Raw genomic sequence first — 14,681 nt, forward strand, 5'->3', positions numbered from 1 at the left:
GGCGCGCCAGCGCCACAGCGGTCAATGGTGACCACCCGCGCACGCGTGCGCGGCGTACCGAACCATTAGTCCAACGCACTGAACCAACTGGAAGGGCGGCCCTCTGGGCCGCCCTTCCAGCGTTTAACCACTCGCCCGTTCGAGCGCGGTCCGAAACACCGAGCGCGGTCGGTATACCTACCGCGCTCGGTTGCAACGACCGCGCTCGGTTGCAACGACCGCGCTCGGTTGCAACGACCGCGCGAGCAGCGTGCCGGAGGGCTGGCGCTCAGCGCGAGAGGAACATGCGGGCGTTGGCCTGCTCGACCTCCAGGTACTGCGATCCGGCAGCTCCCAGCGCGCGGTTGATGGCCGCGATGCTCTCCTCCACACGGGCCTGCGTGGCGCGCCAGTCCGCCACGACTCCCTGGAACGCCGTCGCGGCCCCGCCGTTCCAGCTTCCCTGCAGGTTCGTCAGCTGCGCCAGCAGGGATGCGACATCGGCCTGCACGCGCCCGATCGTCGTCCCCACTGCGGACTGAGCGGCGAACACCGCCTCGCTGTCGACACTGAACCTCGGCATGACGTCCTCTCCCTCCGGGGTCCATCCTCGGAGGGACCCGACACTAGGAGCGGTAGAAGGGCCGGAGAGCGGATCAGCTCGGGTTGGGGATAACTTCCGCGGCCAGCGTGCTGTTGAGGAGCGGCAGGATCACCCGGAAGGTGGCACCGCCGCCCGGGGTCTCCTCGACGGTGACCGTGCCCTTGTGCGCGGCCACGATGGCCGAGACGATCGCCAGGCCGAGCCCGCTTCCGCCCGTGTCACGGGTGCGCGAGCTGTCCGCGCGCCAGAACCGCTGGAAGATCTTCTCCCGCACCTGCGGGGGGATGCCCTCGCCGTGGTCCACGACCTTGATGGTCGCCGTCCCCGAAGCGGCATCCGACTTGACCACGATCTCGATCGGGGTGTCGACGGGCGTGAAGCGCACGGCATTGCCCAGCAGGTTGGTGAGCACCTGGCGGATCTTGTTCTCCTCGCCGCTGATCACCGGCACGCTGGTGTCCATCGACCGCGCGGCCTCGTCCTCCTCCGACACCACCACGACGGGCAGTCCGGTGGCGGTGCGCGATCGCCGACGCAGACGGGAGACGGCGAGGGCGATCGCGCCGGTCGCCTGCGCCGATCGACCCGAGCGGGTGGGCTCCTCGGCGAGGTCGACGAGCGACGCGTCGAGATTGCCGATCGGCAGGGTGGTCTTCAGGATCGAGATGGGCGCGGTCGGCGGATCGGCGACGTGACCGGTCACGACGCTGACCACGCGGCCCGGATTTGAGGCCATCGCGTCGAGCGCCGCATCCTTCGCGAGGGGGAGCAGATCGACCGGCGCGAGCTGCAGCGGCTTGGTCTCGTCGAGGCGCGCGAGTTCGAGCAGGTCCTGCACGAGACCGCCCATCCGGATGGCCTCCTTCTCGATCCGATCCATCGCCTGCGTGACGTCTTCGGAGTTCTGCAGGGCGCCCATCCGATAGAGCTCGGCGTAGCCGCGCACCGAGACGAGCGGAGTGCGCAGCTCATGGCTGGCGTCGCCGACGAAGCGGCGCATCTGCTCGATGGTGCGCGCGCGGTCGCTGAAGGCCCGATCGATCCGGTTGAGCATGGTGTTGAGGGATCGGTTAAGCCGACCGACCTCGGTGTTGGGGGTCGCCCCACCGAGCCGCTGGCTGAAGTCTCCGTCCGCGATCGCGGCCGCCGTCTTCTCGACCTCGCGAAGCGGACCGAAGGTCGATGTCACCAGCAGCCGGGTGAGCACCGCGCCGAGTACCACCACGACAACGCCGAACAGCAGGAACAGCGTGAACATCCGCGCGATGGCCTTGTTGGTCGTGTCGAGCGGCAGCAGGAGGACCAGGACGTAGTTGTCGGCGCTGTCACGGCGCTGGATGGGCAGCGCGACACCGCGCCACTCCGAGGTGCGGTCGTCGTTGCGGATCGTGAAGATCGAGTCGGAGTGGCTGACGGCCCATTCCAGCGTCACGTGGGTGACATCGGGCACGACGTCGGCGTCCTGCCAGGTGGAGTTCGCCTCGACGACCCGGCCCTCGCCGTTGACCGCCGCCACGAGGTACGTGTTGGGCAGTCCCGAGCCGTCCTCGCCGATGGTCTCCACAACGAAGCTGCTCGGCAGCTGCCGTGCGGCTTCGGTGACCTGACTGTCCACCTCGTCGAAGAGGAAGTTGCGCATGACACTGAGGGTGCCCACCCCGGTGATGAGCAGGCCGAAGGTCAGGAGGAGGACGGTGACGCCGGTGATCTTGGTGCGCAGCGAGATGCTGCCCCACCACTCCACCAACGACTCATGCACGATCGATCAGTGTAAGTGGCGGATCTGGGCCGGGCTGGGAGCGCGCCCGGCCGGCTCCGCTCAGGCCTTGGCGGCCTTGAGCATGTAGCCGAAGCCGCGCTTGGTCTGGATGACCGGCTCGGCCGAGAACTGATCGAGCTTGCGCCGCAGGTAGGAGATGTACGACTCCACGATGCCCGCGTCGCCGTTGAAGTCGTATTCCCACACGTGGTCGAGGATCTGCGCCTTCGACAGCACCCGATTCGGGTTGAGCATCAGGTAGCGCAGCAGCTTGAACTCGGTGGGGGAGAGCTCGATCGACTCGGAGCCGATCGTCACCTCGTGGGTGTCCTGATCCATGGTCAGCTCGCCGGCGCGGATGATCGCGTCCTCTTCGGCATGCATGGTGCGGCGCAGGATGGCCTTGATCCGCGCGACGATCTCGTCGAGGGAGAACGGCTTGGTGACGTAGTCGTCGCCGCCGACGGTGAGGCCGGTGATCTTGTCCTCGGTGTCGTCCTTGGCGGTGAGGAAGAGGATGGGGGAGGTATAGCCGGAGGACCGCAGCCTCTTGGTGACGCCGAACCCGTTCATGTCGGGGAGCATGACGTCGAGGATGATCAGATCCGGCTCCTCCTCGAGGACGGCCGAGATAGCAGCCGCGCCATTGCCGACCGCGCGGACGGCGAATCCGGCGAACCGCAGGCTCGTCGTCAGCAGATCGCGGATATTGGGTTCGTCGTCGACGATGAGAATGCGGGGACCATCAGCCATGCGCTTATTCTCTGCGTGCCTGCTGAGCACAACCTGGGAGTCTCTAGTGTGCGCGAAGGAGCTCGGCTCTACGCCGGCTGGAAATGGACAGGCGGCTAGCGGCTGGCGCGGGCGCGCTCGTCGAGGGCCCGGCGCCGGGCGTTCAGGACGGCCAGGATCACGATGAGCAGGATGGTGATCGGGAAGCCGATGTAGGGGACCATGACGAGGGCGGGCCAGAGACCGGCGCCGCTCGAGATGACGCCGGCGAAGTTGGCGATCAGGATGATCAGGAACGCGAGCAGGGACAGCCCGCCCACTGCGCCGATCATGAACGTGATGGTGCGCTCCGCGCTGGAGGTGCCCGTGTGGGGCGAGGGCTCGGCGGACTTGCGACCTGACATGCACCAAGGATACGGCCGGTTCCGCCCGATCCCCGCGTGATGGCGGCAGCCGTGCCCCGCGGTGCCGTGTCCCACGTACAATTGGGGCCGCATTGGCACCGAGGTTCAGGAAGTAGGCGGCGAGATGCCCACCGGCAAAGTGAAATTCTTCGACGAGGAGAAGGGGTTCGGCTTCATCAGCTCCGATGACGGCGGCGAAGTCTTCCTCCACGCGTCGGCGCTGCCGGCCGGCACCACCGCGGTCAAGGCGGGCACGAAGCTCGAGTTCGGCGTCGCCGACGGCAAGCGCGGCCTGCAGGCCCTGTCCGCCCGGATCATCCAGGCTCCGCCGAGCCTCAGCAAGGCCCAGCGCAAGCCCGCCGACGACATGGCGGTCATCATCGAGGACCTCGTCAAGCTGCTCGACGGCGTGGGCGCCGGCCTCAAGCGGGGCCGCTACCCCGAGGGCCAGCACACGCACAAGATCGCGGCCATGCTGCGCCGCGTCGCGGACGAACTGGATGCGTGACTCGGCGGAGGCCGACGCAGCGGTGATCGCGGCCGCCCACTCGGCGCTGCTGGAGATCACCGAGGCGCCCACCGTCGGCGCCCTGCTCGGCGTCGAGGAGAGCCAGGACGGCGTCGTCGACGTGCTCTACGCCTCGGCGATGCCGGGATACCCCGACTGGCGCTGGACCGTGTCCGTGTCGGTCATCGACGGTGTCGACCAGCCGTCGGTCCTCGAGCTCGAGCTGCTGCCCGGAGACGGCTCCATCCTGGCGCCCGACTGGGTGCCGTGGTCCGATCGGGTCACCGAAGCGGACACGGCCGAGGTAGACGACGAGTCCGACGACGAGTCCGACGGTGACGACTCGGACGATGATGATGACGACGATGACGACGAGTCCGATGACGACGAGTCCGATGACGACGACGATGACGATGACGACGACGACGACGATCTGGAAGACGATCTCGAGGATGACGTCGATGACGCAGAGCTCGACGACATCGACGGCCTCGACTTCGTGCCCACGGGCAAGGATGCGCGGCCGACCCCGGCTGCCACCGTGTCGAAGCATCAGGCCGAGTCCGTCGACTTCGAGGAACCGGACCCGACCGACGATGCCGTGATCGGCTCCTCCGCGGAGGACGCCTACGACGACATCGACCCGTTCGCGCCACTGCCCGGCACCGAGGACGACGACCCCTTCGCGGAGCGCACCTACTAGATCGGGTCCGCTAGATCCTCCCGGCGGCGTGCCGCGCGGAGAGGGTCAGTGGCCGAGCTTGCGGCGGCGGCGCTCCGTGTAGACGAGGCCCGCAAGCCCGAGGGCGATGCCCGCGGTGCAGGTCCAGACCACTCCTGCATCGGCCTCGCCGTTGGTGGCGAAGACCAGGAGATAGATCACCGTCGCGATGATCCACACGACCAGCCCGACGAAGACGGCTCGGCGCTCGTCCACCTGCACGGGCCGGGGATCGGGCCGTCGCTCGCTGTCCTTCAGATAGAGGCGCATGGCGGCCGACTCAGAGCTGCTCGAGCACGTAGTCGATGCAGCCGATCAGCGCGCGGACATCGTCGGGGTCGATGGCGACGAAGGTCGCGATCCGCAGCTGGTTGCGGCCGAGCTTGCGATACGGCTCGGTGTCGACGATCCCGTTCGCTCGGAGGATCTTGGCGACCACCGACGCATCGACGGACTCGTCGAAGTCGATGGTCACCACCACCTGGGAGCGGTCGGCTGGATCGGCGACGAACGGCGTCGCGACCGAGGTGCGCGTCGCCCAGTCGTAGAGCAGGTCGGAGGACTCGCGGGTGCGCGCATCGGCCCAGCCGAGTCCGCCGTTGCTGTTGATCCAGGAGATCTGCTCTTCGAGCATGAGCAGGGTGGCGAGCGCGGGGGTGTTCAGCGTCTGATCGAGTCGTGAGTTCTCGATCGCGCTGCCGAGGCTGAGGAAGTCGGGGATGTACCGCCCGCTGGCCGCGATCCGCTCCACCCGTTCGATCGCCGCGGGGGAGAAGAGCGCGAGCCACAGCCCGCCGTCGGAGGCGAAGTTCTTCTGAGGTGCGAAGTAGTAGACGTCGAACTCGGTCGGATCGACAGCCGCGCCGCCCGCCGCGCTGGTCGCGTCGATGACCGTCAGCGCTCCAGGGTCGCCGTGGACGCGGCTGACGGGGGCCATCACCCCGGTGGAGGTCTCGTTGTGCGGCCAGGCGTACACGTCGACGCCGTCGACGACCTCGACGGAGCTGCGCGTGCCGGGGTCCGCCGAACGGACGACGGGCGCTTCGAGGAATGGCGCAGCAGCCGCCTTGGCGAACTTGCCGCCGAACTCGCCGAAGACGAGGTTCTCGGCACGCTTCTCGATCAGTGAGAACGCGGCGGCGTCCCAGAAGGCGGTCGACCCGCCGTCGCCGAGGATGACCTCGTAGCCGTCGGGCAGGGAGAACAGGTCACCGAGTCCGGCGCGGACCTGACCGACCAGGGCCTTGACGGGCTTCTGCCGGTGCGAGGTGCCGAGCAGGCCCGAGTCGCGGCGCAGACGCTCCAGCTGCTCGGGGCGGACCTTGGACGGGCCGCAGCCGAATCGTCCATCGGCGGGGCGGAGCTTGGCGGGGATGACGACATCGGGCATGGTCCGGTCAGTTTATTGGGCTCGCACCTGAGGCGGCTCGACAGCGCCGTTCTTCGGTGCCGTTCGTGGAGGCCGTCCGCCGAGGCGGATGCCCTCTTTCCGGCCGGTAGGCTAGGGCCCCGACCTGAGTGGAGTGGAGGCCTCGTGACAGACCTTGTCGACACCACCGAGATGTACCTGCGGACGATCCTGGATCTCGAAGAAGAGAACATCGTGCCGCTGCGGGCTCGCATCTCCGAACGTCTGGGGCACTCCGGACCCACCGTCTCGCAGACCGTCGCCCGGATGGAGCGCGACGGCCTCGTCATCGTCTCGGGCGATCGCCACCTCGAGCTGACCGAGGGGGGCCGGCTGAAGGCCATGCATGTGATGCGGAAGCACCGCCTCGCCGAGCGCCTGCTCAGTGACGTCATCGGGCTCGAGTGGGAGTTCGTGCACGAAGAGGCATGCCGCTGGGAGCACGTGATGAGCGAGCAGGTCGAGCAGCGGCTGGTCGACATGCTCGGCAATCCCACCGAGTCCCCGTACGGCAATCCCATCCCCAACCTGGCGGACATCGGCATGGCCCCGTCGGTGGCCTTCCTGAAGGGCGTCGTCGGCCTCGTCGAGCGCGTCCGTTCCCAGTCCGGGCCGAGTCCGGCCACGATCCGCCGTCTCGGCGAGCCGGTGCAGTTCGACCCGGAGCTGCTCCTGCAGCTCAAGCAGTCGGGCGTGCAGCCGGGCGCTCAGGCGACCGTCGAGGCTGTCGGCAGCTACGTGTCCATCCGTGTCGAGGGCTTCGGAGACGGCATCGAGTTGCCCAATGAAGTCGCGAGCCACATCTTCGTCGCCGCCTGAGCCGCGCCGGATTCCTCGCATCGGTTCCGGATCGGTCTCGGATCCAGCCTCGGTTGAGGGCGTTGCCTCAAATTCTTTACAATTTTTTCGCGCGCGATCGGACGCCCCCAGTACGTGGGACAGCAGTTCTCCGGACCGCCGGAGTGGTCCCACGTCGATCCCCGGATTGACGGGGATCGACGGGCATCGCGCCCCCGATTGGTATGGGGGCGCGGTCCTCCAAATCGACGCACCGACTCTTCGGGAATTCGTTACCGGTTCGTTGCTTTGCGCGCGCCGAGGTGTGACAGCGCCGAGCCGCTGACATAGCCTGGGGGCTGCTCGATCGCCAGAAAGGCCGGCGGCCGGGCCGGAAACCGCGGCGCTCCACCTTCCTGTCTCGCGGTTTCACCCCGACGGAACACGTGCGGACAGGATGACTTCCCCCGAAGGACGTCATGGAGCGGAGGAGATCCCACCTTGGCCCCACGCTCTACCTACGACCCTGCGTCCGCGCGACGCGGATCGACCCATGAGGCACCATCGGTGCGCTCGAACGCCGTGCACCCACACGTCGCCAGCGCCCAGGCCGCGTCCGCTCTGGCCGGTGTGAGCCGCCGTTCGCTGCGCGACGAGCGCTCTGCGGGCGGTCGCGCCCGTCGCCCCGACACCAGCGGCACCGCATCCCCGGCGCGCAAGCCCCGCAGTGCTCGCGCGGCCCGCGTCCGCGGCATCGTCAACGTCGTCGTCATGACCTTCGCGTTCGGTCTCATCGCCACCCTCGCCCTGCCGTCGTACGCCTTCGACCCGGCGGCCAACGCCGACCCGCAGGTCGACTACAACCCGGCGGAGATGCTCAAAGCCACTCAGTCCCAGTCGGTCGATGTCGATGCCTCCGCTGTGGCGAGCGTCGCGAACCGCGACGTGATGCAGGCCACCACCGTCGACGAGCTCAACGCGCGCAAGGCGGCGGCTCAGGCCGCAGCAGACGCCGCAGCGGCCGCAGAGGCACTCCGAGCCGCCGCTGCCGCGACGAAGGCCTCGTACACCGGCCCGAGCGTCTCCGAGCTGCTGGCGAACCCGCCCTACCCGAGCTTCAGCCTCGACTCCGTCTACGGCGTCGCCTCCCAGTACCAGGGTGTGCCCTACGTCTACGGCGGGGCGACCCCTGCAGGCTTCGACTGCTCCGGTTTCGTCATGTACGTCTACGCCCAGTTCGGCATCTCCCTGCCGCACTCCGTCGTGAGCCAGGACGCGATCGGCACGGAGATCTCCGCGGCAGACGCTCAGCCCGGCGACCTCGTGGTCTTCGACGACGGCAGCCATGACGGCTTCTACGCCGGCAACGGCAACATCCTGCATGCGCCGTACTCCGGTGCGTCGGTGCGAGTGCAGCCGCTCTGGACCTCTGCGGTCCACTACGTGCGACTCGGCATCTAGGCGCGCACGCTGCAGGTCGGCTTGGCCGACGAGATCGCCGAGCGGGAACGCCCGGTGAAGATCGTGTTACAGCTGGCGGATCGACGCGCCCTCGGTGCGGGGGTGTCGTCGGCCTGGGTTACCCTGTCCTCACGTCACCGAGAGGGCGAGAATCCCGTGCGAACGAGTCGCAGCATCCAAACCGTGGATAGCTGCGCGCTCGCGAGTTCTGGGAACAGCTGCCGGATATCCAGTTTCGACCTGATATCTGACGGCTTCGGCCGGATTCGGGCATGCAGGACTGGGCGCCGTCACTAGACGGTGCCCTTTTTTGTGCCCGAAGCCCTTCATCTCCTCCTCCCGGAACGCAACGAATCGGATGCCTGCAAGCCGTGCAGGCCGCTTCGAGAGGACAACCGATGCGCACCCTGGTGTTGAACGCGGGATACGAGCCGCTTGCGGTCATCTCGTTCAAGCGAGCCGTCGTGCTCGTGCTCGGCGGCAAGGCCGTCGTCGTCGAGTCGGACGAGGAGCACCCCATCTATGGCTCGTCGGGGGAGTGGCAGCGCCCGAGCGTCATCCTGCTGACCCGGTACGTGCGCATCCCCGGCGCTCGACGCGTGCCGGTCTCGCGACGCGGAGTCCTGCGTCGCGATGCGTGGCGGTGCGGATACTGCGGTCACTCCGCCTCGACCATCGACCACGTGCTCCCTCGATCCCGCGGGGGCGCGGACAGCTGGGAGAACCTGGTGGCCTGCTGCCTGCGGTGCAACAACGTCAAGGGCGACCGCACCCCCGCCGAGATGGGCTGGCGGCTCCGCGTCAACCCGCGGATGCCCAGCGGCACCGCCTGGCTGGTCCGAGGCGTCGAACGTCCGCAGCCCGACTGGGACGCGTACCTCGCACCTGCCGCCTGAGCTTCCGAGGCGATCTGCTTCGTCGCCGAGATGGCGCTTCCGTGGCGTGTCCGTGATCGATTCGTGACAATCGTGAAAGCCTCGCAAGAGTTCGGTTCGCGCGCCGCCCGACACGTCACCGGCCGAACACATGGAGGATCGCCGCTCCTGTGCGATCCGAGACCACCCGGAGTATCCGTTGACCCAGCCCGATTCGTCGATGCGGCCGCCCGTGCCGCTGCGCGGAGCAGCAGGCCAGCAGCAGTCGTTCCCGCAGCAGCCGTTCCAGCAGCAGACTCCCCAGCGGCTCCCGCAGCCTCCCGCCCCCTATCAGGCTGAGCAGCGGCCCTCAGCCACGGGTCCGCAGCCCCTCACGCGCCGCGAGCTGCGCAACGGAAGGATCAGTGCGGCCGATATCCGCACAGGCCCCGTACGCATCATCGACGGTCCTCTGACTCGATCGGCACCGCCCGCCGTCGCGCGGCCGGCGTCCGTTCCCGCATATGGCCGTGTGGCGGCGCCGGCGCCTGTCGTGCCTCGCTACAGCGCACAGCCCCGCACCTCGAAGGCGAGCGTCCGCCGCCTCATCTGCGCACTGGCCGCCGTGGTAACCGTGCCCGGCCTGTTCGCGACGGCCGCCCTTCCGGCCTATTCATCGACGTTCTCCGCTGACCCCACCTTCACGACGTCGGTGAACGGGGAGCAGTCACTCGCCGTGCCGCTCGACGTCGCGGGGGAGCTGGTCAGCAGGAGTGGCTTCGAGGCGACCACCGACGAGGAGATGGCCGAACGCCGCCTCGACAACGCGCGCGCCGCCCGAGCCGCCGCCTACAACGCTTCAGGGGCGACGGCCGCCGGCGACGACTACCCGTGGCCGTATGAGGCGGCGGATGTCGAGGGCGGCGGACTGTCGCCGCTCGGCTACTACTACCGCGAGTGCGTCGACTTCGTGGCGTGGCGCCTCAATCGCGATGCCGGGTCGACCGGCGCCCCGTGGAAGTACGCCTGGTCGTATCTGACCCCGAACGGCGGCAACGCCTCGCAGTGGGCGTCCAACTGGCGCGCACACGGCTGGGAGACCGGATCCGACCCTGTGGCCGGCTCGGTGGCCTGGTTCAACGGCAACCACGTGGCCTACGTCAAGTCGGTCAACGGCGACGGCACTGTGACGATCGAGGAGTACAACCACGGCTCGTCTCACCGTTACGGCATCCGCACGATCGGCGTCGACGACGTCGCGTTGTACCTCTACGCCCCGCCGCTCTGATCGGAGCGGCACGCGGTCGATCAGCGGACTGCGTGCGCTCCGGGACGCCGGTAGAGCGTCAGGTATTCGCGGGGCGCCTTCTCCTCGTCCGCGCTGTAGCGGATGACGCTGCGCCACGCGGTGAACAGCGTGAGGCCGATGGCGATCGCCACAGCAAGGCAGGCGACCCGCAGGCCGGGAGCCATGCCCGGCACGATCTCCGTGACGAGCGTCGTCAGGCCCTGGCCGACGGGGACGGCGAGGAGGATGCGCAGGCGCTTGAGCGATGCCTGAGGCGTGTTGACCCGTCGCGAGTAGATGATCACCCCGGCGAGCAGTGACGTCCAGAGCGGATGATCGATCGGCAGCAGCAGCGCATGCTCGAGGATGTGCACGGACATCGTGGCCGTGTCCTCGCCGGCCATCGTGGCCGTCATCAGCTCGCGGAAGAGCTCGAAGCTCGAGAAGACCGTGCCGATGCCGCCGCCGACGAACATGGCACGACGAACGGTGATCTGGCCGCCGGTGAGCAGCCCCAGGAACGCCAGGGTGGTGAAGACGAGAGCCGTCTGGTTCACGAAGACGTCGGTGAACAGCCAGCCCCATCCTCGCCCGAGCTGCGGCCATGCCGTGGTGAGGATCTCCTGCGCGCCCAGAGTCAGGCTGCGCGCCAGCATGCCGCCGATGATCGACATGGCGAGGAAGTGGTGGATCCGCATGTCGCGGAAGGTGCGCAGACGGGTCACGAGGGCAGTCAGCATCGCGGCCCCAGGCAGGAAGGCGCCGAGCAGAAGCCAGGTCCAGAAGAGCGCGGGACCGGCCTCCATCGGCTTGACGAGGGAGAGCACGAGCCAGAAGGCGCCGCCGAGGCCGAAGACGACCGACGCGGTGCTCTCCTTCTGCTGGGTCGCCTCGACGGTGTCGAGGTGCCCGTGGGCTGCGATCGGGCGCGATTGCGACGAGCGAATGCGGCCGGGTCTCCCCACCGTCCGCGGCGCGATGGCCGACCTGGAATGCCGTGCCGAGCTCTCGGACACGTCCTTGACGATGGTGCGGGCAGGGCGGGGGGAAGCTGTTCGCAGCGACATCGATACCCCCAAGGAGATCTCCCTTCGGCGGCGGACCCCCATCCGCGCGGAAGCCGAAAAGCTTGATCTCCGAGGCAATTCTCCTGGTGACGAGGTGCTTAGTCATAGCCCCCGAAGGGATGAGACCCTCTCGGGTTACATTCGGGGGCTCGCGACCGGGGGCGGGTCTGTACCCCGAATGCTCGCAGCTGCACCGGTCGGTCCGCGGTCAGCCGATGTGCTCGACCAGCGCGGCGACGAATCCCTCCGGCTGCTCGAGGTGGGGCGAGTGCCCGCAGTCCTCGAAGACGACCTCACGGTACGCGCCGCCATCCGCGCTGTAGGCGTCGAGCACCGCGCGGGTCTGGGACACCATCGGCTGGGCCGGAGCGACGTCGGCGCCCGGCCAGCCGGGGATCGCGCCGAGCTGGCCGAGATAGTTCAGATCGAAGAACGAGGTGTCCGAGACGATCGCATCGTCCGCGCCGCGGATCCAGAGGATGGGCGGCTTGGCCGGGATGCCGACGATCGCGGTGGTGTCGAAGTTGCCGGGTGCGAGAGTGTTGAGCACTCCGGTGGTCCCCGGTGCGAAGCCGGGCCACGCGTCCGTCGCCGCGGAGTTGCCGGGGTAGTTGTCGATGCCCGTCGCGGTGGTCAGCATGGACTCGACCCAGAGGTCCTCGTGATCGATGGCCTCGGGACGCTTCACATATGCGCTGCGGTAGACGGAGCGCGGCGAGGTCGGGGAGTCATCGGAGCGATCGTCGGAGTCGAGCCGCGCGACGAAGTCGGGGTTGGCGCCGCCCCCGCCTGCGCCGGCACCGCCGTTGAGGATCGCGCCGTCCGCGCCGGTGGACCCGAACCCGTAGGGCGACACAGGGGATTCGAGGGTGAGGCTGGCGACGAGGTCGGGCCGATCGAGCAGCAGCTGCATCACGACTCCGCCGCCGAGGCTCCAGCCGACGACGTGCGCGCCGCCGATGCCCAGCGCGTCGAGCACGGAGGCGACGTCGTCGGAGAAGTCGCGCACTCCCCGGGTGGCGTCGATGGGCAGGGTCTGGCTGCCGCCGAATCCCCGGAGGTCCACTGCCACCGCGCGGATGCTGCTCGGCAGGGCGAGCATCAGCGGCTGGAAGAACAGCGACGACGAGACGTTGCCGTGCACGAGCACCACGGTCCTCGCATCACCGGGGGCCGAGGAGCTGTCGGATGAGCCAACAATCGCCGAGCGCTCGAGGACCTGGGCGGTGAGCCGCGGGGTGCTGATCTGCGAGGCGGTGATGCCGCCGAGGATCGTCTGCATGGGAACTCCTTCGTTCGGGTGATGCGGATGGTTTCGGGGGAGCGGATGGGGCAGGTCCAGGTCAGGCGTGCGGGGTCAGCCCGCCAGGGGCGGTCACGTGGTCAGTCGCCAGCGTCAGTCGGCGCGGGTCATCACGCGATCGAGCGCATCGCGCAGCTGCTCGGCGATGACGGCGGCTCCGTGCGGCGACATCAGCACCGTGTAGTGGTTGACGTCGGCGACCTCGACGATGCGCAGATCGGGCAGGGTGGCGCGGAAGCTCTCGATGCGGCCCGGCGGGTAGAGGCCCGGCTCCTCGTTCATGAGACCGCGCGGTGCCCGGATCGCCGTGATCGGCGCCTCGATCGAGCCGAGGTCGTGGACGTACCAATCGGGGCCGAACTGGTCGCCGAAGTCGGCGAGAACCGCTTCGGGATTGGAGGATGGCGCGAATCCGCCGTCCGACTCTTGGAGGTCGTAGTCCAGGTATCCCTCGACGGTGCTGCTCCAGTCCGCGGCGAACGCGGGGTGCTGGCGCCAGTAGTCGGCGTAGGCGGCGCGAGTGAGGAAGGTCATCCGCAGTCGCTCGAACGCCGGGCCGAGCAGCGCGGACGGTGCGTCTTCGAGGCGCAGTCCGACGGGCAGCTGCAGCGGGAAGCCGCCGTCGACCAGGATGAGCTCCGCCACCCGGTGCTCGTGCGCGGTGAGCTCGACAGCGACGAAGCAGCCCATCGAATGCCCGATCGCGACGACCCGATCGATGCCGAGAGCGTCGAGCACGCGCTGGAGATCGGCGGCGTGCTGACGCAGGCCGTACGGTCCGGGAAGTGCGTTGCTCCTCGCCCGACCGCGGAGATCGGGAGCGAGGATGCGCACGTCGGGCAGCGCCTCGGCGAGCAGCGGCCAGGATCGGCTCGAGGCCGTGATGCCGTGGATGGCGAGCACGGCGGTCGTCGCCTCCTGCGGGCCCCACTCGGCCAGGGTGAGCGCTCCGCCCTCCACGTCCACAGTGACGAGGCGGGGCTCGGTCGTCGCGTCGCTCATCGGGCCGACCATCCGCCATCCATCGAATACGACGATCCGGTGACCATCCCCGCGGTGTCGCCGACCAGCCAGAGCACGAGGTCGGCGACCTCCTCCGGTTCGACGAGCCGCTTGATGGCGCTCTCGGTGAGCATCACCTTCTCGACGACCTCCGACTCCGGGATCCCATGGATGCGGGCCTGGTCGGCGATCTGCTTCTCGACCAGGGGAGTGCGGACGTAGGCGGGATTGACGCAGTTGCTGGTCACTCCGTGCGGGCCGCCCTCCAAGGCGGTCGTCTTGGAGAGCCCCTCCAGTCCGTGCTTCGCGGAGACGTAGGCGGACTTGTACGGACTCGCTCGGATCCCGTGCACCGAGCTGAGGTTGACGATGCGTCCGAAGCCGCGCTCGTACATCCCCGGCAGGGCGGCGCGGATCAGCTGGAACGGCGCCACCAGCATGAGATCCACGATGAACCGCCAACGCGCGGGGTCGAACTCCTCGATGGGGCTGACCGTCTGCACGCCGGCGTTGTTGACGAGGATGTCGATGTCGAGAGTCAGGTCGTCCAGCTCCGACGGCCTGCTGAGATCGACCTGCCAGGCGCTTCCGCCGATCCGCTCGGCGACGCTCTCCGCGGCGGATCCGTCGAGATCGGCCACGGTGACGTGAGCGCCGGCGGTGGCCAGCGCCGTGGCGCAGGCAGCTCCGATCCCGCTCGCGCCGCCGGTGACCAGCGCGCGTCGTCCTGCAAGGTTCCCCGTCATCGCGACCTCCGGTGCTCAGTCTGGTCCGGGCGTCGAAGCCGCGCAATTTGAGGGTTCAGGGGCTCTGC

The 14,681-nt window shown here is 68.7% G+C and carries 16 protein-coding genes; 6 read left to right on the forward strand and 10 right to left on the reverse strand.

Annotated features, from left to right (window positions below; all coding sequences use genetic code 11):
• Positions 1–268 precede the first annotated feature (268 nt).
• The 4 genes from E6C64_RS14440 to E6C64_RS14455 form a co-directional block, all read right to left on the reverse strand.
• Positions 269–562: a WXG100 family type VII secretion target gene (locus tag E6C64_RS14440; protein ID WP_136428175.1), complete on the reverse strand. Its 294-nt coding sequence runs from the start codon at positions 560–562 to the stop codon at positions 269–271.
• Positions 563–635: 73 nt separating this feature from the next.
• Entirely contained in the window at positions 636–2,342 is a 1,707-nt protein-coding gene (locus tag E6C64_RS14445) for a sensor histidine kinase (protein ID WP_136428176.1), read from the reverse strand.
• A gap of 60 nt (positions 2,343–2,402) precedes the next feature.
• Positions 2,403–3,095 (reverse strand): response regulator transcription factor, encoded by a 693-nt coding sequence (locus E6C64_RS14450; protein ID WP_136428177.1) that lies wholly within the window; start codon positions 3,093–3,095, stop codon positions 2,403–2,405.
• Positions 3,096–3,190: 95 nt separating this feature from the next.
• Complete coding sequence (locus E6C64_RS14455) at positions 3,191–3,478, reverse strand: hypothetical protein (RefSeq protein ID WP_136428178.1); 288 nt, start codon at positions 3,476–3,478, stop codon at positions 3,191–3,193.
• A gap of 124 nt (positions 3,479–3,602) precedes the next feature.
• On the opposite strand from E6C64_RS14455, the gene E6C64_RS14460 reads away from it, so the two are divergent.
• Both E6C64_RS14460 and E6C64_RS14465 read left to right on the forward strand, forming a co-directional pair.
• A complete protein-coding gene (locus E6C64_RS14460) occupies positions 3,603–3,986 on the forward strand; it encodes a cold-shock protein (protein WP_136428179.1) in 384 nt (127 codons plus the stop codon).
• On the forward strand, positions 3,979–4,689 hold the full coding sequence (locus E6C64_RS14465) for a DUF3027 domain-containing protein (RefSeq protein ID WP_136428180.1): 711 nt from the start codon (positions 3,979–3,981) through the stop codon (positions 4,687–4,689). The genes E6C64_RS14460 and E6C64_RS14465 overlap by 8 nt, the downstream gene beginning before the upstream one ends.
• 45 nt (positions 4,690–4,734) lie before the next feature.
• Here the strand turns inward: E6C64_RS14465 and E6C64_RS14470 are convergent, their stop codons facing one another.
• Together E6C64_RS14470 and serC are read right to left on the reverse strand one after the other, a co-directional pair.
• Positions 4,735–4,977, reverse strand: coding sequence for a DUF2530 domain-containing protein (locus E6C64_RS14470; protein WP_136428181.1), 243 nt, complete (start codon positions 4,975–4,977; stop codon positions 4,735–4,737).
• Between the two features lie 10 nt (positions 4,978–4,987).
• Complete coding sequence (gene serC, locus E6C64_RS14475) at positions 4,988–6,097, reverse strand: phosphoserine transaminase (protein WP_136428182.1); 1,110 nt, start codon at positions 6,095–6,097, stop codon at positions 4,988–4,990.
• 144 nt (positions 6,098–6,241) lie between these two features.
• Between serC and E6C64_RS14480 the strand changes: the two genes are divergently transcribed.
• From E6C64_RS14480 to E6C64_RS14495, 4 genes are all read left to right on the forward strand, one after another.
• Positions 6,242–6,934: an iron-dependent transcriptional repressor DtxR gene (locus tag E6C64_RS14480; protein WP_136428183.1), complete on the forward strand. Its 693-nt coding sequence runs from the start codon at positions 6,242–6,244 to the stop codon at positions 6,932–6,934.
• A 459-nt stretch (positions 6,935–7,393) separates the two neighbouring features.
• The gene (locus tag E6C64_RS14485) at positions 7,394–8,353 is read left to right on the forward strand and encodes a C40 family peptidase (protein WP_136428184.1); all 960 of its coding nucleotides are present in this window, start codon (positions 7,394–7,396) and stop codon (positions 8,351–8,353) included.
• A 398-nt stretch (positions 8,354–8,751) separates the two neighbouring features.
• Entirely contained in the window at positions 8,752–9,249 is a 498-nt protein-coding gene (locus E6C64_RS14490) for an HNH endonuclease (protein WP_136428185.1), read from the forward strand.
• A 178-nt stretch (positions 9,250–9,427) separates the two neighbouring features.
• Positions 9,428–10,495, forward strand: coding sequence for a CHAP domain-containing protein (locus E6C64_RS14495; protein WP_158437872.1), 1,068 nt, complete (start codon positions 9,428–9,430; stop codon positions 10,493–10,495).
• Positions 10,496–10,515: 20 nt separating this feature from the next.
• Here E6C64_RS14495 and E6C64_RS14500 read toward each other — a convergent pair whose 3' ends face one another.
• The 4 genes from E6C64_RS14500 to E6C64_RS14515 form a co-directional block, all read right to left on the reverse strand.
• The gene (locus E6C64_RS14500) at positions 10,516–11,562 is read right to left on the reverse strand and encodes a hypothetical protein (RefSeq protein ID WP_136428187.1); all 1,047 of its coding nucleotides are present in this window, start codon (positions 11,560–11,562) and stop codon (positions 10,516–10,518) included.
• Positions 11,563–11,770: 208 nt separating this feature from the next.
• Positions 11,771–12,844 carry an alpha/beta fold hydrolase gene (locus E6C64_RS14505; protein ID WP_136428188.1) on the reverse strand — a complete coding sequence of 358 codons (1,074 nt, stop codon included), beginning with the start codon at positions 12,842–12,844 and terminating at the stop codon, positions 11,771–11,773.
• A 114-nt stretch (positions 12,845–12,958) separates the two neighbouring features.
• Positions 12,959–13,867 carry an alpha/beta fold hydrolase gene (locus tag E6C64_RS14510; RefSeq protein WP_158437873.1) on the reverse strand — a complete coding sequence of 303 codons (909 nt, stop codon included), beginning with the start codon at positions 13,865–13,867 and terminating at the stop codon, positions 12,959–12,961.
• The gene (locus tag E6C64_RS14515) at positions 13,864–14,613 is read right to left on the reverse strand and encodes a 3-hydroxybutyrate dehydrogenase (protein ID WP_136428190.1); all 750 of its coding nucleotides are present in this window, start codon (positions 14,611–14,613) and stop codon (positions 13,864–13,866) included. The genes E6C64_RS14510 and E6C64_RS14515 overlap by 4 nt, the downstream gene beginning before the upstream one ends.
• Positions 14,614–14,681: the final 68 nt, after the last annotated feature.

Origin of the sequence: Naasia lichenicola (assembly GCF_004801885.1) — a bacterium.
Taxonomy (GTDB): Bacteria; Actinomycetota; Actinomycetes; order Actinomycetales; family Microbacteriaceae; genus Naasia; species Naasia lichenicola.

What these genes read in the sequence shown, in the direction of transcription:
- E6C64_RS14440 (WP_136428175.1), bottom strand. Translation starts at nt 562, where the DNA reads ATGCCGAGGTTCAGTGTCGACAGCGAGGCGGTGTTCGCCGCTCAGTCC.
- E6C64_RS14450 (WP_136428177.1), bottom strand. Translation starts at nt 3,095, where the DNA reads ATGGCTGATGGTCCCCGCATTCTCATCGTCGACGACGAACCCAATATC.
- E6C64_RS14455 (WP_136428178.1), bottom strand. Translation starts at nt 3,478, where the DNA reads ATGTCAGGTCGCAAGTCCGCCGAGCCCTCGCCCCACACGGGCACCTCC.
- E6C64_RS14460 (WP_136428179.1), top strand. Translation starts at nt 3,603, where the DNA reads ATGCCCACCGGCAAAGTGAAATTCTTCGACGAGGAGAAGGGGTTCGGC.
- E6C64_RS14465 (WP_136428180.1), top strand. Translation starts at nt 3,979, where the DNA reads ATGCGTGACTCGGCGGAGGCCGACGCAGCGGTGATCGCGGCCGCCCAC.
- E6C64_RS14470 (WP_136428181.1), bottom strand. Translation starts at nt 4,977, where the DNA reads ATGCGCCTCTATCTGAAGGACAGCGAGCGACGGCCCGATCCCCGGCCC.
- serC (WP_136428182.1), bottom strand. Translation starts at nt 6,097, where the DNA reads ATGCCCGATGTCGTCATCCCCGCCAAGCTCCGCCCCGCCGATGGACGA.
- E6C64_RS14490 (WP_136428185.1), top strand. Translation starts at nt 8,752, where the DNA reads ATGCGCACCCTGGTGTTGAACGCGGGATACGAGCCGCTTGCGGTCATC.
- E6C64_RS14500 (WP_136428187.1), bottom strand. Translation starts at nt 11,562, where the DNA reads ATGTCGCTGCGAACAGCTTCCCCCCGCCCTGCCCGCACCATCGTCAAG.
- E6C64_RS14505 (WP_136428188.1), bottom strand. Translation starts at nt 12,844, where the DNA reads ATGCAGACGATCCTCGGCGGCATCACCGCCTCGCAGATCAGCACCCCG.
- E6C64_RS14510 (WP_158437873.1), bottom strand. Translation starts at nt 13,867, where the DNA reads ATGAGCGACGCGACGACCGAGCCCCGCCTCGTCACTGTGGACGTGGAG.
- E6C64_RS14515 (WP_136428190.1), bottom strand. Translation starts at nt 14,613, where the DNA reads ATGACGGGGAACCTTGCAGGACGACGCGCGCTGGTCACCGGCGGCGCG.